Source organism: Ruegeria sp. CDSA221 (assembly GCF_059611825.1).
Genome location: NZ_JBXWPK010000015.1, coordinates 75,099 through 92,820, shown reverse-complemented (window position 1 = coordinate 92,820; position 17,722 = coordinate 75,099). Strand labels below are relative to the sequence as shown.

At 55.4% G+C, this 17,722-nt stretch carries 20 protein-coding genes and 1 pseudogene; 13 read left to right on the top strand and 8 right to left on the bottom strand.

Annotated elements, in window-relative coordinates; translation table 11 throughout:
- Together AC2FJ5_RS18370 and AC2FJ5_RS18365 are read left to right on the top strand one after the other, a co-directional pair.
- Positions 1-488 (top strand): annotated as a pseudogene (locus AC2FJ5_RS18370) (lipid-A-disaccharide synthase); the annotation flags it as partial.
- The gene (locus AC2FJ5_RS18365) at positions 488-1,069 is read left to right on the top strand and encodes a hypothetical protein (protein WP_271947048.1); all 582 of its coding nucleotides are present in this window, start codon (positions 488-490) and stop codon (positions 1,067-1,069) included. The pseudogene AC2FJ5_RS18370 and the gene AC2FJ5_RS18365, both read left to right, overlap by 1 nt.
- On the opposite strand, the gene mnmA is transcribed toward AC2FJ5_RS18365, so the two are convergent.
- Positions 1,066-2,211: a tRNA 2-thiouridine(34) synthase MnmA gene (gene mnmA, locus AC2FJ5_RS18360; RefSeq protein WP_496794262.1), complete on the bottom strand. Its 1,146-nt coding sequence runs from the start codon at positions 2,209-2,211 to the stop codon at positions 1,066-1,068. The two genes, AC2FJ5_RS18365 and mnmA, sit on opposite strands and share 4 nt — an antisense overlap.
- A gap of 129 nt (positions 2,212-2,340) precedes the next feature.
- On the opposite strand from mnmA, the gene sciP reads away from it, so the two are divergent.
- The 5 genes from sciP (at position 2,341) to AC2FJ5_RS18335 (ending at position 8,006) form a co-directional block, all read left to right on the top strand.
- On the top strand, positions 2,341-2,634 hold the full coding sequence (sciP, locus tag AC2FJ5_RS18355) for a CtrA inhibitor SciP (RefSeq protein ID WP_281994636.1): 294 nt from the start codon (positions 2,341-2,343) through the stop codon (positions 2,632-2,634).
- Positions 2,635-2,716: 82 nt separating this feature from the next.
- A complete protein-coding gene (gene ctrA / locus AC2FJ5_RS18350; RefSeq protein ID WP_281972126.1) occupies positions 2,717-3,433 on the top strand; it encodes a response regulator transcription factor CtrA in 717 nt (238 codons plus the stop codon).
- Between the two features lie 123 nt (positions 3,434-3,556).
- Positions 3,557-5,683 carry an NAD-dependent DNA ligase LigA gene (ligA, locus tag AC2FJ5_RS18345; protein ID WP_496794261.1) on the top strand — a complete coding sequence of 709 codons (2,127 nt, stop codon included), beginning with the start codon at positions 3,557-3,559 and terminating at the stop codon, positions 5,681-5,683.
- Positions 5,680-7,770, top strand: a complete 2,091-nt coding sequence (gene recG / locus AC2FJ5_RS18340; RefSeq protein WP_496794260.1) for an ATP-dependent DNA helicase RecG — start codon at positions 5,680-5,682, stop codon at positions 7,768-7,770. Before ligA ends, recG begins: the two co-directional genes overlap by 4 nt.
- 62 nt (positions 7,771-7,832) lie before the next feature.
- Entirely contained in the window at positions 7,833-8,006 is a 174-nt protein-coding gene (locus AC2FJ5_RS18335) for a hypothetical protein (protein ID WP_496676229.1), read from the top strand.
- A 185-nt stretch (positions 8,007-8,191) separates the two neighbouring features.
- On the opposite strand, the gene AC2FJ5_RS18330 is transcribed toward AC2FJ5_RS18335, so the two are convergent.
- Entirely contained in the window at positions 8,192-8,830 is a 639-nt protein-coding gene (locus tag AC2FJ5_RS18330) for a MarC family protein (protein WP_496700262.1), read from the bottom strand.
- 60 nt (positions 8,831-8,890) lie between these two features.
- Positions 8,891-9,343: an iron-sulfur cluster assembly scaffold protein gene (locus tag AC2FJ5_RS18325; RefSeq protein WP_281972123.1), complete on the bottom strand. Its 453-nt coding sequence runs from the start codon at positions 9,341-9,343 to the stop codon at positions 8,891-8,893.
- 48 nt (positions 9,344-9,391) lie between these two features.
- Here AC2FJ5_RS18325 and hisI point away from each other — a divergent pair, with 48 nt between their 5' ends.
- Entirely contained in the window at positions 9,392-9,781 is a 390-nt protein-coding gene (gene hisI, locus AC2FJ5_RS18320) for a phosphoribosyl-AMP cyclohydrolase (RefSeq protein WP_496700264.1), read from the top strand.
- Positions 9,782-9,785: 4 nt separating this feature from the next.
- Here the strand turns inward: hisI and gluQRS are convergent, their stop codons facing one another.
- The 4 genes from gluQRS to AC2FJ5_RS18300 form a co-directional block, all read right to left on the bottom strand.
- Positions 9,786-10,682, bottom strand: coding sequence for a tRNA glutamyl-Q(34) synthetase GluQRS (gene gluQRS, locus AC2FJ5_RS18315; protein WP_496794258.1), 897 nt, complete (start codon positions 10,680-10,682; stop codon positions 9,786-9,788).
- A complete protein-coding gene (locus AC2FJ5_RS18310) occupies positions 10,679-11,293 on the bottom strand; it encodes a class I SAM-dependent DNA methyltransferase (RefSeq protein ID WP_496794256.1) in 615 nt (204 codons plus the stop codon). The genes gluQRS and AC2FJ5_RS18310 overlap by 4 nt, the downstream gene beginning before the upstream one ends.
- Before the next feature lie 37 nt (positions 11,294-11,330).
- Positions 11,331-12,671: a methylenetetrahydrofolate--tRNA-(uracil(54)-C(5))-methyltransferase (FADH(2)-oxidizing) TrmFO gene (gene trmFO / locus AC2FJ5_RS18305; protein WP_496794254.1), complete on the bottom strand. Its 1,341-nt coding sequence runs from the start codon at positions 12,669-12,671 to the stop codon at positions 11,331-11,333.
- Between the two features lie 261 nt (positions 12,672-12,932).
- A complete protein-coding gene (locus AC2FJ5_RS18300; RefSeq protein WP_282021264.1) occupies positions 12,933-13,718 on the bottom strand; it encodes an enoyl-CoA hydratase in 786 nt (261 codons plus the stop codon).
- Between the two features lie 58 nt (positions 13,719-13,776).
- Here AC2FJ5_RS18300 and AC2FJ5_RS18295 point away from each other — a divergent pair, with 58 nt between their 5' ends.
- On the top strand, positions 13,777-14,220 hold the full coding sequence (locus AC2FJ5_RS18295; RefSeq protein ID WP_496794253.1) for a PaaI family thioesterase: 444 nt from the start codon (positions 13,777-13,779) through the stop codon (positions 14,218-14,220).
- A gap of 59 nt (positions 14,221-14,279) precedes the next feature.
- On the opposite strand, the gene AC2FJ5_RS18290 is transcribed toward AC2FJ5_RS18295, so the two are convergent.
- A complete protein-coding gene (locus AC2FJ5_RS18290; RefSeq protein ID WP_142633870.1) occupies positions 14,280-14,507 on the bottom strand; it encodes a DUF1127 domain-containing protein in 228 nt (75 codons plus the stop codon).
- 99 nt (positions 14,508-14,606) lie between these two features.
- Here AC2FJ5_RS18290 and AC2FJ5_RS18285 point away from each other — a divergent pair, with 99 nt between their 5' ends.
- The 4 genes from AC2FJ5_RS18285 to rpsI all read left to right on the top strand — a co-directional run bounded on the left by AC2FJ5_RS18285 (position 14,607) and on the right by rpsI (position 17,649).
- Positions 14,607-16,010 carry an aminotransferase-like domain-containing protein gene (locus AC2FJ5_RS18285; RefSeq protein WP_496794251.1) on the top strand — a complete coding sequence of 468 codons (1,404 nt, stop codon included), beginning with the start codon at positions 14,607-14,609 and terminating at the stop codon, positions 16,008-16,010.
- Between the two features lie 11 nt (positions 16,011-16,021).
- The gene (locus AC2FJ5_RS18280) at positions 16,022-16,552 is read left to right on the top strand and encodes a GNAT family N-acetyltransferase (RefSeq protein WP_496794250.1); all 531 of its coding nucleotides are present in this window, start codon (positions 16,022-16,024) and stop codon (positions 16,550-16,552) included.
- A 147-nt stretch (positions 16,553-16,699) separates the two neighbouring features.
- Positions 16,700-17,158, top strand: a complete 459-nt coding sequence (gene rplM / locus AC2FJ5_RS18275; protein WP_113790645.1) for a 50S ribosomal protein L13 — start codon at positions 16,700-16,702, stop codon at positions 17,156-17,158.
- A 5-nt stretch (positions 17,159-17,163) separates the two neighbouring features.
- Positions 17,164-17,649, top strand: coding sequence for a 30S ribosomal protein S9 (gene rpsI / locus AC2FJ5_RS18270; protein ID WP_271947073.1), 486 nt, complete (start codon positions 17,164-17,166; stop codon positions 17,647-17,649).
- Positions 17,650-17,722: the final 73 nt, after the last annotated feature.

Sequence of the window (17,722 nt, the reverse complement as noted above, 5' to 3'; positions counted from 1 at the left end):
TTGTTCCGGCGGTTGCACATATGGTCGAGGCCGTAACCGAACATCTGCAGACATGGCCAGGCAATCCCGTCGTGATCGACCCGCGCAATGTTCCGACCGAAGAGGCGGTTCAGCAGAAACGCGCAGCTTTTGCCGCAGCGGACCTTGCTCTGGCGGCATCGGGTACCGTGTCGCTTGAACTTGCAGCCCAAGCAACACCCATGGTGATTGCCTACCGCCTCAGCTGGCTGACCCAGAAACTGGCAGTACGTATGGTCAATCTGGACACGGTTACATTGGTCAATCTTGTCTCGGAAACGCGTTCCATCCCGGAATGCCTGCTGGATGACTGCCTGCCGGATAAGATTGCCGTAGCGCTACGCGAGGTCGCCCTGAAACCTGACGCGCAGCGCAGCGCGATGGATCTGACAATGGAGCGCCTGGGCCGTGGCGGCGACGCCCCTGGTTTCAGAGCTGCAAAGGCCGTGTTGGCCAGAATGCCGTCCTGATGGCCGAGTTCATCCTCTTTGGTTTTTCGGCCTTTCTGGCATTGATACTGACCAATCTGGATAATCTTGCCGCATTGGTGGCTCTGATCTTGGTGTCAGGGGACAAACGGGCCGTCTTTGGCTTTCTGTTCGCACAGGGCTTGGTGATTTCGGCGTCCTTGCTGTTCGCCATGGGGATCGAGGGCGTAATACCGGGCTGGGCCGGGTATCTGGGGATGATCCCGCTGACACTGGGCTGTCTGGCCGCCATCCGCCAATGGCGCGGGCAGGGCGTCGACACTCCTGCGCATCTCGAAGCCGGAGCATCAATTTTGGTGACAACCTTACTGTTTACCAGCCTGTCGATGGACACTTTGGCCGTTCTGGCGCCGTTATTGGCGGATTCAACGCCAGGCTTTCGGATCGCCGGAGCCTTCGGCGCAGGGCTTGCCGTGGTAGGATTGGCCACGCTGGCGCTGCTGGGCGCCAAATCTCCGCTCATCAGTGGTCGCATCGCGCGCAAGCTTGAGATGCTTGTTCCTTACGTGATGATCTGCGCTGGCCTTTATATTCTCAGCAACTCGTGGACTGACGCAGTTTAATATCCGCGCCAAATCCAGCCGCCGCCAAAGATGCGGCTGCCTTCGGACGCATAGAAAACACAGGCCTGACCGGGCGACACACCTTCTTCCGGGGTCAGCAACTCGACCTCTGCCGTGGTGTCCGAAAGCGGGCGGATGATGGCCTCACGCGGGGGGCGGGTCGAGCGAACCTTGACCAGGACGTGCCATTCATCGCGTGACGTAAACGGCTCATCGCCCAGCCAGTTGATCTCACGCACCGGAATGGTGCGGGTGGCCAACATCTCTTTGGGGCCAACCACAACCTGTTTCTTGTCGACATCCAGCTTCACCACGTAAAGCGGGTCGCTGAGGCCTCCGATACCAAGCCCGCGGCGCTGACCAATGGTATAGTGGATTACCCCGTTATGCTGGGCCAGCACACGACCATCCGCATGAACGATCTCACCCGGTTCCGCCGCGCCGGGGCGCAGCTTTTCGATTACGCTGGCATAGTTGCCGTTGGGCACGAAACAGATGTCCTGACTGTCGGGCTTGTCGGCAACAGCCAGCCCATATTGCGCAGCCATTTCGCGCGTCGCGTCCTTGGAAGGCAGGTGGCCCAGCGGAAAGCGCAGGAAATCCAGCTGTTCCGGGGTCGTCGAGAACAGGAAATAGGATTGATCGCGGTTGGCATCCTCGGCGCTGTGCAATTCAGGCCCGTTGGAGCCTGTCTTGCGCTGAATATAGTGGCCGGTGGCCATGCAATCAGCCTCAAGATCCTTGGCGGTTTCCAGCAGGTCCTTGAATTTCACCCGTTCGTTACAGCGAATGCAGGGAACCGGCGTCGCACCGGCCAAATAGCTGTCGGCGAATTCGTCGATCACGGCGTCCTTGAAGATGTTCTCATAATCCAGAACGTAATGCGGAAACCCGCGTTCCTCGGCCACGCGGCGCGCATCGTGAATGTCGATACCGGCACAGCAGGCCCCCTTTTTGGCCAAAGCAGCACCGTGATCGTACAGTTGCAGGGTGACGCCGATGACGTCATACCCCTGATCCGCCAAATGCGCGGCCACGACCGAGCTGTCCACGCCTCCGGACATGGCAACTACCACCCGCGTTTCAGACGGGGGCTTGGCAAAGCCAAGAGAGTTCAGCGGTGTCTCGGTGTCGAGGGCCATGACGGTTCCAGTACGGGTTAAGAAAGACCGGCAGAATATAGGAAAATTCTAGATACTCTCAAGGGGCGGTTTCACAACACGTTAAGTAGCATGGTGTCAGCTTTGTCGCAGCACGAAGAGGACCGAAAGATGTATTTGCACAAAGTAGAGGGGCCCAGGTCGGTAACCCTGCCGGATGGAACGGTTTTATCCCGGGCTGATCTGCCGCCAAAAGAGACAACCCGCTGGGTGGCATCCCGTAAAGCGATTGTAGTCCGGGGCGTTCTTTACGGATTGATCACGCTTTCGGAAGCCAAAAACCAATATGGCCTCAGCGATGAAGAATTTAATTCCTGGGTTTCTGCGGTCGCAGAACACGGAACGGACGCATTAAAGGTCACCACGATAAAAAAATATCGACAACCTAAAGGAGAGTGTGAATAAATGATTCAACGGTAACGTCAGATTAACCATTTTTGAGCAGGCTCGATTTTAATTGGTAAATTGAGCTGAATTGGAGCAGTAAATGCGTATACTTCTTGTCGAGGATGATCCAACCACGTCCAAAAGCATCGAACTGATGCTGACACATGCCAATCTGAATGTATATGCGACAGATTTAGGCGAAGAAGGGATCGACCTCGCAAAACTTTACGATTACGACCTGATCCTCCTTGATCTCAACCTTCCGGATATGAACGGGCATGAAGTGCTGCGCCAGTTGCGGGTTGCGCGGGTGGAAACGCCGATCCTGATCCTGTCGGGGGCCGACGATACAGAAAGCAAAATTAAGGGCTTCGGATTTGGTGCTGACGATTATCTGACCAAACCATTCCATAGAGAAGAATTGGTAGCACGTATCCACGCCATTATTCGCCGCTCAAAAGGGCATTCTCAATCCATAATCCACACCGGGCGCGTTGCAGTGAATCTGGATGCGAAAACCGTCGAAGTGGAAGGCAAGGCCGTTCACCTGACCGGCAAAGAATATCAAATGCTCGAACTTCTGAGCCTTCGAAAGGGAACAACCCTGACTAAAGAGATGTTCCTTAACCATCTCTATGGGGGAATGGATGAGCCCGAATTGAAGATCATTGACGTCTTTATCTGCAAATTGCGCAAAAAACTTAGCAATGCCACCGACGGCGCAAATTATATCGAGACCGTCTGGGGCAGGGGATATGTGTTGCGCGATCCTCAGAAGAACAGCGTCGATGAACCTCGCATTGCGGTTGGCGCCTAGGCGCGCAAGTTTTTCGTCGCCAAGGGTCCGGGGCGACACCCTCGCTCACTGAACAGCACATCTGGACCTAGCCATGCCCTCGCCCTATCACTGAACTCCAAGAACAATTGACGGGGCGAGGGCATGAGCAATTCCATTTCTGTATCAGACCTGACGGAAGATCAGGCACGCAATGAATTGGCGCGGCTGGCTGGGCTTTTACATCATGCGAACGCATTGTATCACCAGAAAGACGCCCCCGAGATTTCTGATGCCGACTATGATGCGCTGAAACTCAGAAACTCAGAAATCGAGTCGCGATTTCCGCAACTCAAGCGATCTGACAGCCCATCGGATATCGTTGGTGCCCGCCCCGCCGATGGGTTCTCCAAGATTTCACATGCCGTGCGCATGCTGTCTTTGGGCAACGCTTTTCAAGACGAAGACGTCTCTGATTTCGATCGGTCCGTCCGAAAATACCTAGGGTTGGATGACGAGACGAGTTTGAGCTATACGGCTGAGCCCAAGATCGACGGTCTCTCCCTTTCGCTTCGGTATGAGAGGGGTAGGCTTGTCCAGGCGGCCACGCGGGGAGACGGAGAAGTCGGGGAAAATGTTACCGCAAATGCGCTAACCATATCGGATATTCCACAGGTAATCACCGGCGCACCAGACATCCTTGAGGTTCGCGGCGAGGTCTATATGTCTCACGACGACTTTGATCGTCTAAATGAGAGCCAGTCCAAGAAAGGCGAAAAAACCTTCGCCAACCCGCGAAATGCTGCCGCAGGATCCCTTCGTCAGTTGGATTCCGCAATTACCCGTTCTCGTCCCCTCAAGTTTTTTGCTTATGCCTGGGGGGAGCTGTCTGAGCTTCTGGCAAGCACCCAATACGAAGCCATACAGCGCCTGAAGGAATTCGGATTTTCAACCAACCCGCTAACCCGTTTATGCGCGGATACAAAGCAGATTCTGGATCACTATCGCAGCATCGAGCTGCAGCGCGCGACGCTTGGATATGACATTGATGGTGTGGTCTACAAGGTAAACGATCTTGCGCTGCAATCACGGCTTGGGTTCCGGTCCAGCACACCACGTTGGGCAATTGCGCATAAATTTCCGGCCGAGCTTGCCTGGACCCGTCTTGAAGCGATCGACATTCAGGTCGGCCGCACCGGCGCGCTGAGCCCGGTGGCCAGGCTGCACCCGGTTACTGTCGGCGGTGTGGTCGTGTCGAACGCAACGTTGCACAACGAAGATTACATTTCTGGTAAAGACGCAAAAGGCGGCGAGATACGCGAAGGCAAAGACATTCGGATCGGCGACTGGGTTCAGGTTTATCGCGCCGGCGATGTGATCCCGAAGGTTGCCGATGTCGACATTTCGAAACGCCCGGATGATGCCGAAAAGTTCATCTTCCCGGAAAAATGCCCCGAATGTCACAGCGATGCGATCCGCGAGGAAGGTGACGCGGTCCGTCGCTGTACCGGTGGCGTTATCTGCCCTGCGCAAGCCGTTGAGAAATTGAAGCATTTCGTCTCACGCAAGGCCTTTGACATCGAAGGGTTTGGAGCAAAGCAGATTGAGATGTTCTATGATGATCCCGATCTGCCAGTTCGGACCCCGGCTGACATTTTTACTCTGAAACAACGAGATAATGCGAACCTGAACAGGCTGGCTAATCGCAAGGGATGGGGGGCGCAGAGCGCCACCAATCTGTGGCAAGCGATTGATGAAAAACGAGTTATTCCACTGGGTCGGTTGCTGTTTGCACTGGGCATTCGACATGTCGGCGAGGCAGCGTCGAACCTAATCGCAACGCATTACGGATCATGGGATGAGCTGGAAAAAGCGGTTACCATAGCGCATAGTCAGACCGGGTCAGAATGGGATGAGCTGCTGAACGTTGACGGTGTTGGTGAGGTTATGGCCCGCGCATTGGTTTCAGCCTTCGCCCAACCTGCCGAACGGCAGAGCATCGACGATCTTGTGGCTCAGCTTGATGTCCAAGACGCGAAACGGCCCGATACCTCGGGTAGTCCCGTTGCGGGAAAGACCGTGGTTTTTACGGGATCGCTTGAAAAGATGACCCGCGCCGAGGCCAAGGCTCGTGCCGAGGCATTGGGCGCCAAAGTGTCGGGATCGGTCAGCAATAAAACCGATCTTTTGGTTGCAGGACCGGGTGCTGGATCAAAGGCGAAAAAGGCGGCTGAACTTGGTATTGAGACGCTCGACGAAGATGGCTGGTTGCAGCTGATCGACGGCAAATGAGTGGTCGGCCCGAATCTCTGTTCCCGCTGTTTTCGCGGCTGGAAACGCTTGACGGCGTGGGGCCGAAAACGGCTCAGGTCTTGGCGCAGTCAGGTGTCGAGACCCCGCGCGACGTCTTGTTCGGGCTGCCTTATGCGGTGATTGATCGGCGCAGGCGCGATACCATTCAAGGCGTCGATTTGCCCTCGACGCTGACCGTAGAAGTCACCGTTGGCATCCATCGCCCCCCTAGAAACAAGGGAGGTGCGTATCGTGTCCATGTTGAAGACAGCCAGACTGAATTTCAGTTGGTGTTCTTTCATGCCCGCGGCGATTACTTGCAAAAAGTGCTCCCTCAGGGCGCGCGCAGGGTGATTTCTGGCAAGATCGAGCTTTTCGACGGCATTGCTCAGATGGTTCACCCGGATCACATGCTGCCGCCTGCGGATGCAAAGGATATCCCTGAGTTTGAGCCTGTCTATCATTTGACCCAGGGGCTGACCCAGAAAACTGCCTTCAAGGCCGCGCGTAGCGCGGTTGCACTCTCGCCGGAATTGACGGAATGGATTGATCCCGCGCAGGTCGCAAAAGAGAACTGGCCAGACTGGCTGAGCGCTGTACATGCAGCGCATAATCCGCAGGGTGCGGATGATGTAGCGTCTTTTTCTCCAGCGCATGAGCGTTTGGCCTATGATGAGCTGTTCGCGCATCAACTGACCTTGGCATTGGCCCGCCAACGAGAGCGCAGGGTCAAGGGGATCGCCAGCGCTGGTACGGGCAAGCTGCAATCCCGTGTGTTGTCGAACCTGCCATACAAGCCCACCAACGCCCAACAGCGCGCTATTCAAGAGATCGCCGGGGATATGGCCTCGGATACGCGCATGAACAGATTGCTTCAGGGGGATGTTGGGTCCGGCAAGACTCTGGTTGCGTTCATGGCACTGCTGGTCGCGGTCGAGGCGGGCGGGCAGGGCGTCATGATGGCCCCTACCGAGATACTCGCTCAGCAGCATCTGGAAGGGTTGCGCCCCCTCGCCGAAGAGGCGGGCGTGGTTCTGGAAATCCTGACCGGTCGCGACAAGGGGGCGGATCGGCGTGCCAAGCTGTTGGCGCTTCAACGGGGTGATATTCACATTCTGGTGGGCACTCACGCCGTATTTCAAAGCGATGTCGCGTTTCAGGAATTACGGCTGGCAATCGTCGACGAACAGCACCGATTTGGGGTCCGTCAACGCATGGAGCTGTCGGAAAAAGGCAGGGGGGCGGACGTTTTGGTCATGACAGCAACGCCTATTCCACGCAGTCTTGCCCTGACTCAATACGGTGACATGGACGTGTCCGTGCTTGATGAAAAGCCGCCGGGGCGAAAACCTGTCAAAACAGCGGTTGTGAGCACTGAACGGATTCAAGAAGTTGTCTCGCATCTGCAAAAAGCTATTGCTGAGGGCCGCCAATGCTATTGGGTCTGCCCGCTTGTCGATGAATCCGAAGTATCGGATCTGACCGCTGCCGAGGAACGGTTCAAAAGGCTGCGTGCCATTTTGGGGGACGGGATAGTGGGGCTGGTTCACGGCCAAATGCCGCCCGCCGACAAAGACGCAGCGATGAAGGCATTTCAGCAGGGGCAAACCAAAGTTCTGGTGGCGACCACGGTAATCGAGGTTGGCGTGAATGTTCCAAATGCCTCGATCATGGTCATCGAAAGGGCCGAGATTTTTGGCCTGGCGCAGCTGCATCAACTTCGCGGTCGTGTTGGGCGAGGCGAGGCAGAATCGACATGTCTGCTGATGTATCAGCCACCCCTCGGCGAAGGGGGGCGCAAAAGGCTGGAAGTTCTGCGCGAAACAGAAGACGGGTTCAGAATCTCAGAGACGGATCTGCAAATGCGTGGAGCGGGCGATCTGATCGGTACCGCGCAGTCAGGTCTGCCGAAGTTCCGTATCGCCGATTTGGAAAGGCAGGCCGGTTTGATGGCCGTTGCGCAGTCTGACGCAAGGGCTCTGCTGGGCGTGGACGCCAAACTTGAAACGCAAAGGGGCAAGGCGGCTCGTGTTCTTTTGTGGCTGATGAAACAGGATCAGGCAATCCGTTTGATATCAGTTGGTTAGACGAAAAGAGGAACATTAGTTCACAAATGTTCTCAAAAAGTTCTTTACCAGGACATCAAAATATGAGAACAAAAGGTCAACAAAGAATTAAAACCCTGACCGGAGGTACCCATATGCTGACCCAGATCAAGACCACCCTAAGTCGTTCCCAGTCGACGCTGCTGCAGGACGCAGCAGGTGCGGTTGCACTGGTGGTCATACTTATGGTCGCACTTCATCTTCCCGGAACGTATTAAGTCTTTCTGCCTGCGATCTCGTGCCGATCACGCCGCGCTTGTCATCCCCATTTCAATCAAGGGTGACCTGCCTGTCCCAATACCCTTGAAGGGCCATGCCTCGGCCCCGCGCGGATATCCGGACCCCACATGAGAAACGCATTACCTGCCGCCGCCCTTTCCGCCCGAAAGGAGCGGCGGTTTTTTTAAAGCTGGCCGGTTTTCATAATTTCCAACAACGCCGACAGAACCGAGTTTACTGCGACCGATGCCAGGATCATCCCCATGACACGGCTGATGATGGCGGCGCCTGAATGGCCGATCAGCCGAATGATCGGTTCGGCCAGCAACATCAGGACAAAGGCAATCGCAACAACCGACAGCATGACCAAAGCAGTGATCCCCTGATCAGCAACACTGTACCTGTTGTTATCGGTCAAGATGACGATGGCCAGCATCGCACCTGGTGAGGCAAGCGAGGGGACGGCAAGAGGAAAGATCGCTGGGTTGTGTTTGTGGAGTTCGTCTTTAATGTCATCCTTGGCGGCGCGCTGCTCGACTTCCTGTTTGGGCTCGCCAAAAATCATGGTCAGCGCGAACAGGAAAAGGATAATGCCGCCAGCGACTTGAAAAGAGTTCAGGCCGATATCCAGCGCCTCGATCAGCAGTTGCCCGAAGACCAGGAAAAACAATAGAATCCCGGCGCTTATAAGCGAGGCCACAAGCGCCATCTTACGGCGTGCGGCGGCCCCAAGCCCTGCGGTAACAGCGATGAAGACCGGGATTGTTCCAATCGGATCAATAACAACCCAAAGCGTGACAAAATGCTCAAGTAAACCGTTCAAAACTGGAATTCCCTTCGTTTATTCCGAAAGGCTATAACGTTTCGCCCGTCAAAACCATGTTTAGGCGCAATTTGCACGTTCCGCCTGTTCAAATGCCTCTGCGGTTGCATCAAGAACCAGCAGGATCGAGGCATGACGGTTCTTATATTCCCGTGCGGGCATCAAAACCTCTAGCCCATCAAATGGGGCCTCGGGTGCCGATCCATCCTTTTTCAGCATCGCGGACAGTTGCTCGCGCGCCTTTTCGACCTGAGCACGCGTTGTTCCGACGATTGCCCCGCCAACAACCGAAGCGGAGGCCTGTCCCAAAGCGCAGGCTTTCACGTCCTGACCGAACTCTGAAATTCTGCCATCCTGAACTTTGACATCAACCGTGATGGTCGACCCGCATAGGGGCGAGCGTTTTTTCACCGTAGCGTCAGCATCATCAAGCCGGCATAGGTGTGGGATATCAGCAGCAAGGGCCAGAATTCGGCCAGAGTATAGCTTTATCAGGTCATTCTCGCCGGACATGGCTTTCCCTCGTTGAATGTTCCCAATACATAGTGGCCATCCACCGGGATGCAAAAGGTTTTTGTCATGTCTTCCTCAGTCGCGTTCGATGCATCGAGTTTGAAATTCAACGAGGCCGGGCTGATTCCAGCCATCGCTCAGGACGAAAATACGGGCGAGGTATTGATGATGGCCTGGATGAACCAGAGCGCCATTGAAAAGACGCTTGAAACCAGACGCGTTACCTATTGGTCCCGCTCGCGCCAGTCATTCTGGATCAAGGGCGAAAGCTCGGGCCATGTGCAGGAATTGGTTGATCTCCGCGTGGATTGCGACCGGGATTGCCTGCTTGTCCTTGTGCGCCAGACCGGCCCGGCCTGCCACACCAACCGTCGATCTTGTTTCTACACAGCGGTCAGAGACGGGGACGAGGTCGAAATCATGACCCCCATGACCTGATTGGTCAAAGCCCCACCATCGCCCGAATATCTTCGGGCGTCGCCTCTTCGTCGCGAAACTTGGCAATGGCACGCGCATCGTCGCGTTTAGCCAGCCGTTTGCCGGCCTGATCGCGTATCAGGCGGTGATGCAGGTAGATCGGTGTCGGCAAACTCAACAGCGTCTGCAGCAGAACGTGGATACGTGTGGCTTCGAACAGATCCTGACCGCGAACCACATGCGTAACTTTTTGTGCAGCGTCATCCAGAACGACCGACAAGTGATACGACGTGCCCATATCCCGGCGCGACAGAACGACATCCCCAACCGTTTCCAACATCTCTGCCTGTGTGAACAGGACACAGCCGGATTCAGCGCCTGGACCTTCTCCAATCTCTTGAAACCATGCAGTGTTTTTATCGCTCTGAAACAGGCTGGATGTTTGTTGCAAAGCTTCGGCCATATCCAATCGCAACGGAATATTCAGCGGGCGTGGTTGACCCGATGAACCCTGTTGTTTCCAACGTGTGCGACACGTCCCCGGATAGATAATCCCGTCCGGGCCAAGAAGTGGGGCTCCTTCCTGGGGAGCGCTGGCCGCGTTGACGATGTCTTTTCGGTTGCAGCTGCACGGGTACAGCAGCCCCCGCGACCACAGATAGTCTAGCGCGACATCATAGGTGGCAGCTCGTGTGGATTGGCGGAGCACCGGTTCCGGCCACGACAGGCGAAGCCAGCGCAAATCATCGTAAATCTGAGTTTCCCATTCTGGACGCGAGCGTGAGCGGTCGATATCCTCGATCCTCAGCAAAAACTGGCCATCCTTCGACTTTGCAAAATCATGGGCCAACATTGCCGAATAAGCGTGGCCAAGATGCAGCGGTCCTGTAGGTGATGGTGCAAATCTGGTTACTAAAGTCACACTTTTTCAACAATATAAACGTCAGACTTCATGTCCATTCCCGGAAGGTGCGGGCCGTATTCGCGGAATAGCAATCGTGCCGCGCCCATATCCAGCCAATCACTGAGGCGAACGGTATAGCTGTGATCTTCAAGTGTATGATCATTAAAGGAAAAAGCAATAACCCCACCCGACGGCAGAGCGTTGATGAGCATATCCAAAGTCTCAGGTGGCGCGGCGCCGACGCCGATAACCCCGATCGCCGTGATGACCTTATACGCGCCAGCCTGCAGCGGATTGGGATCTGCGATGTCAAAGCTAATCAGGTTGCGATAAACCCCTTTGGCCTTGGCGCCCTCTAACATCTGCGGGGTGGGGTCTATTCCATCGACGACCTCAAACCCGACCGCGTTCAGCGCGACACCTGACAGGCCGGTACCGCAGCCATAGTCCAGAATTAGGGTTTTGGGCTCGGGCAGTTGCGACCAGAGAGCCCGGGCGATACGTCCCGGGGTCGCATAACCGTTTGACCCAACCTCATCATCATAAGACGAGGCCCATTTTTGATAATGTGCTTTGGTCGCCTGAGGCGAATCCAGCCCATAGACATCCTTTAGGAATTTATCGCTCATACCGATATGTTAGGACGTCGGGGCCGGACCCGTCCAGTCACCAATGCGCCAACCACTTGGTCCATTCTTCCTTGGCCCGGTCAGTATAGGCCTTGTAGCGGTCTTTTCGGCCACGCCGACCGCCTTTTAACCCATCGACAGGACGGAACAGACCGAAATTCACGTTCATAGGCTGGAATGTCTTTGCCTCGGCACCACCAGTGATGTGGTGGATCAAAGCGCCCATGGCACTGTCCTGCGGAACTTCGGGAACGGTACGGCCCAACATCTCGGCAGCAGCCAGACGTCCGGCCAAAAGACCCATCGCGGCGCTTTCCACATAACCTTCGACACCGGTAATCTGACCAGCGAACCTGATATTGGGCTTTGATTTCAGTCGCATCTGGGAATCCAGCAATGTCGGAGAATTGATGAACGTATTGCGATGAATACCGCCCAGCCGCGCAAAGCTGGCATTCTCCAACCCCGGAATCATCCGGAACACATCGGTTTGGGCTCCGTATTTCATCTTGGTCTGAAAGCCGACAATGTTGAACAATGTTCCTAGCGCGTTATCCCGGCGCAGTTGAACCACCGCATGGGGCTTTACGTCGGGCTGATGCGGGTTCGTCAGGCCGACCGGCTTCATCGGTCCGTGGCGCAACGTTTCACGACCGCGCTCGGACATAACCTCTATCGGAAGACAACCATCGAAATAGCCTGCGGTTTCGCCCTCATGGAACTCGGTCTTGTCGGCGGCCAGCAGGGCGTCGATGAAGGCGTCGTACTGGTCTTTGTCCATCGGGCAATTCAGATAAGCGGTCCGCTCTTCTTCGGTTTCGCCCTTGTCATACCGCGATTGCATCCACGCTTTGCTCATGTCGATGCTGTCTGCGTAGACGATCGGTGCAATGGCATCAAAGAATGCTAACGACTCGGCGCCGGTTTCCGCGCGGATTGCGTCACCCAAAGCGGCAGAGGTCAGCGGGCCGGTGGCAAATATCCACTGGCCGTCATCGGGCAGGGCGGTCACTTCTTCTCCAGTGATTTCGACAAGGGGGTGAGCCTTTAACCTGGCCGTCACAGATTCAGCAAACGGATCGCGATCCACAGCCAATGCGCCCCCGGCCGGCAGTCGGTGCGCATCTGCCGTTTTCAAGATCAACCCTTCGGCCTCGCGCATTTCCCAATGCAGCAGTCCAACGGCGTTCTGTTCGTCATCATCCGACCGGAATGAGTTCGAGCAGACCATCTCGGCCAAGTTGCCGGTCTGATGCGCAAAAGTTCCGACTTTTGGGCGCATTTCGTGAATCACGACCTCGACGCCCATTTCCGCCGCCTGCCATGCGGCCTCGGACCCGGCCATGCCGCCGCCCACGATATGCAATTTCTGTGTCATAAGCTGCCACATAGGGCACAGAAGATCGCAACGCAACACAGCAGCGATGGCGCACGGGAAATCATGTTTTCAAGGGATTTTTGGGGTCGCCGATGCGGGAATGTCTGCGCTAGTGAGAGAAACCAGCTCGGAGGGACCTTCCGCCCACGGCGACCCAAAAAGTGTTCAAGGCCTCAGCCTCGTCTCAGCATTGCCACAGTAACGCCCATTTGAAAAGTCCAAAAATGGCGACATTGCGGAAAAATATGCATGACAAATTCCTTATTGGCTCCAATTTGGATCTCTTTTTCCGATAAATGCAGATATTCCTTCTTCGGTATCCCGATGCATCATATTCTGAGCCATTACCTCGCCGGTATAGGAATAGGCTTGATCCAATGGCATATCCAACTGGCGGTAGAAGGCCTGTTTTCCGACTTTCACGGCAGATCCCAGTTTGGAGGCAAGCTGCTCGGCCAGTGAAACAGCCTCATGCTCCAACAGCATTTCTGGCACCACGCGATTGACAAGACCCAGCTCAGCAGCTCGCGAGGCCGGAATGAAATCCCCGGTCGTCAACATCTCGAAGGCGTGTTTGCGTGGAATGTTTCGGCTAAGAGCAACCATTGGGGTCGAACAGAACAGCCCGATATTCACACCGTTTACGCCAAACCGCGTCCCTTCAGCAGCTACAGCAAGATCGCAGGTTGCAACCAACTGGCATCCGGCCGCCGTAGCAATGCCGTGCACCTGGGCAATAACCGGCTGCGGAAGCGACTGAATTGAAAGCATCATTTTCGCACAGCGATTGAATAGGTCCTGAAAATAGGCTTTGCCGCCGTCTTCAGATTGGCGCCCAGCTGTCATCTGTTTCAGATCATGACCCGCACAAAAAGCTTTGCCTTTACCAGAAAGGATCACCGCCCGGATGGAACTGTCTTCGCGCAGGGCATCAAGTTCAGTCTGTAGCGCAGCCAGCATTTCGTCACTTAGGGCGTTGAGTCGGTCTGGCGCATTCATTGTAAGCCTAGCCACGGCGTCTGCGTCATTTCGTTCCAGAATTCCCATCTTGCCCTCCGATCTGATGTGAGGCCAACTCTAGGTCGGCAAATCCAGGAGGGGAAGTATGTCATTGGCAATGAATCGGGAGGAACTGGAGGATTATATGAGCCAAATCTTCCCCCAGGTCAGTCAGGATTATTCGGTCCAGGATCTGAACGAAGAGTCCATCGTCATGAGACTTGCCGTTGGCGATCGTCATTTGCGCCCCGGTGGGACCGTCTCGGGGCCGTCTATGTTTGGATTAGCTGATGTAAGCGTTTACGCACTGATCCTGGCGCGCAGGGGCCAGCAGTCTCTGGCCGTGACAACCGGTTGTTCAATGGACTTCATGCGTAAACCGGATGGAAATGCAGATTTGATTGCGCGCTGCACCTTGCTGAAGCTAGGAAAAACCCTTGCCGTAGGTGACGTTCTAATATTTTCGGAAGGGTCAGACAAACCCGTCGCTCGCGCAACGATGACCTATTCTTTACCACCAGAGGGGTCAGCTGCGGCAGCTTTTGGGTGAAAAAATGGCCGGGATAAACCCGGCCAAGGAAGAGGTCCCATATTGGGACTGGGGATTACCTAGCCCTGCCAAAAAGGGCGTTCGATCTCTCGTCTGGCCTGATAATTAGTCAGACCCACATCCTTCAGCAGCCTGTCATCGAGATTGGACAAGTTAATTCGGCTGCGGCGTTGCCGCTCCCATTTTGTGACCGTCGCCGCAAACCGCACGGCCAGTGCGGCAATCAGCGGCAGCCGGGGGCTGTCGTTAAGCGCTATCAGGGCGGGGTTGTGCATTGCGCGTGTCATCTTGGGGTTCCTTTCAAATTGTATTGACACAAACGTTATATGTTCGGTATGAACACTTGATACATTCAGAATTGTGCTGCAATCAAAGGAAGAATTGTAATGGATACAATTTGGCCAGAGTCACTGCCTAAATCCAAAGGGCCAAAATATACACTGGTCGCCGATACAATTCGAAAAGCTATAGATAACAATATTTTGGAAGTCGGTACAAAGCTGCCGCCGGTGCGGGAACTTGCCTATAGGTTACAAATCACACCCGGCACCGTTGCGCGCGCCTATACGATACTCACAGACGAAGGTCTGCTCAGTGCCGAAGTAGGACGTGGTACATTTGTGGCCCCGCCCAAGGCGCCTCTGCTCGATGATGTCTGGGCTCGGCAACTTCATCTCAGAGATGACAAATATGAAGCCAATGTCAGCCTGTTCAGCCCAAGGCTCGCCGATATGGGGCAGGTGGCCCTGATCCGCGAATGTATGCAGAAAGTGGCACAATCCGATCCACGCCTGTTTATGAACTATCCAACCCGCGATGCGTATAAACCTATGCGACAGGCTGTTGTAGATTGGCTTTCCGATTTGCCATTGGGACCAATTTCGCAGGACGATATCGTTCTGACCCACGGCGGACAAAACGGCCTTTGCCTTGTATTTCAGACAATATTACGCGGACCAAAGCCAATCGTTCTGGTTGAGGATCTGTCATATGCGGGGTTCCGACGGGCCGGTGAGTTGATGCGTGCAGAGGTCGTTGGCGTAAAGATGGACAAATGGGGCGTGGATCCCAACGCTATGGAGCATGTCCTTCGCCAGTCGGCGGCGCAGGCCATATGTGTCTCACCCGAGGTTCAAAATCCGACCGGCTCACATACACCACTGGAACGCCGCAAAGAAGTTGTGGAAATCGCGCGGCGGTTCGGCGTCCAGATAATCGAGGACGACTGCTACCGCATGGGTGATGCAAGAGCGCCCAGCTATCGCGCCCTGGCGCCGGAAAGGGGATGGCATGTGTCGTCGATCTCGAAGATCTTGACGCCCTCACTGCGTGTCGGGTTTGCCATAGCGCCGCGCGAGCGCAGCGTTGATCTGCGCCGTTCAGCGGAATATGGCTATTTTGGCCTTGCTCAGCCGCTTGCCGAACTGGCGCGGCTGATGTTGTCTGATCCGCGGACGCGCCAAATCGCAAAAGATGTCCGGACCCGGATGGGGGAATATGTGCGCGTGGCCGTAAACGCCCTGGGTGGGTTCGACCTGAACTGGGCCTCAGATGTACCTTTTGTCTGGCTGAACTTGCCTTCTGGTTGGCGAGCAGCTGCGTTCAGCCGCGCAGCCGAGCGAGAGGGAATTCAACTGCGGTCTGCCGATGAGTTTGCTTTGCGTGACGGGCGCGCACCCAATGCGGTTCGCATAGCCATGAACGGGCATGTATCGTTGGATCAATTCGAGGACGCGATGCAGCGTCTCAGGCGTCTGCTGGATAATCCACCCGAACAGATTTCGGTGTAAGGGGATGCTTAATGGATATTCGCGAAATGCGGGGCAGGGGATTTGTCGTCACACCTATGCTCAAAAGTGACTTCGAAGACCTGCACCTTGCAGCCAGCGATCCGTTGATTTGGGCCGGGCATCCCGCCAAATCCCGCCATCAGAAAGAAGTTTTCGCCCCTTATTTCGATTTTCTGTTGAGCGCAGGTGGGTCAGTGACAGTACGCGAAGAGGCGACAGGCCGGGTCATCGGGTGCTCTCGCTATTATGAGCCTCCCGAAGTTCCCGGGGGCATCGGCATCGGATCCAGCTTTATTTCCCGTGATCACTGGGGCGGAGCCAGCAATCGGGCGATCAAATCGCTGATGGTAAATCGGGTGTTCGACGAACTGGATGAGGTCTGGTTTCATATCGACCCAACCAACTTGCGATCACAAAAAGGGACCGCGAAACTTGGGGCGCGGTACGTTGATACCCAGCAACTTGTTCTTGGTACCGGGGCTGGGCAGTGGATGCGTTGGGTATTGACGGAAAAAGATTGGCAAAAATATGGGGTAAAATAATACCTATTTTGTAATACATTGTTTTTGCTAAGTTAAAACTGATTTGCGTGTATTGACCCGCCTTTCGCGTGGGTTTAAACCCCATCCATCGAATTCGGACCGCTCCGTATGGGGGCGGTCTTTCACATCAAACAGGACTATCCTGCCATGAAAACCTTTTCTGCAACACCTGCAGACATCGACAAGAAATGGATCCTGATCGACGCCGAGGGCGTTGTTCTGGGCCGTCTTGCCTCGATCGTCGCCATGCGTCTGCGTGGCAAGCACAAAGCGTCGTTCACCCCGAACATGGACATGGGCGACAATGTCATCGTGATCAACGCTGACAAAATCCAGATGACCGGCAAGAAGCGCGAAGAGAACTTCTACTGGCACACTGGCCACCCGGGCGGCATCAAGTCGCGCACCAAGCAGCAGATCCTCGAGGGCAAATACCCCGAGCGCGTCGTGACCCAGGCGGTCAAGCGCATGCTGCCCGGCAACCGCCTATCGCGTCAGGTTATGACCAACCTGCGTGTTTATGCCGGTGCCGAGCATCCCCATGAGGCGCAAGCGCCCGAAGTTCTGGATGTTGCATCCATGAACAAGAAAAACACCCGGAGCTAATGACCATGGCTGATCAGATCAATACTCTCGAAGAGCTGAGCGCCGTAGCAGGCGTTGAAGTTGTGGCCGAAGAAGTCATCGTGCGTGAACCCGTACGCGACGAACTGGGTCGTGCCTATGCCACCGGCAAGCGTAAAGACGCTGTTGCCCGTGTTTGGATCAAGCCGGGTTCCGGTAAGGTCACCGTGAACGGCAAAGACCAGGACGTATATTTTGCACGCCCCGTTCTGCAGCTGATCCTGCGCCAGCCTTTCCAGGTTGCCGGAGTAGAAGGTGAGTTCGACGTTGTTGCAACCGTCAAAGGCGGTGGCCTGACCGGTCAGGCCGGTGCGGTCAAGCACGGCGTGTCGAAAGCGCTGCAACTGTACGATCCCAGCCTGCGTGGCGCACTGAAGGCCGCTGGCTTCCTGACCCGCGACAGCCGCGTTGTGGAACGTAAGAAATACGGTAAGCGCAAAGCGCGTCGTTCGTTCCAGTTCTCCAAGCGTTAATCGCTCGTACGAACTTTTAAGACTGTTTCAAACGGCCGCACAATGTTGCGGCCGTTTTTCTTTTGTTGATAAG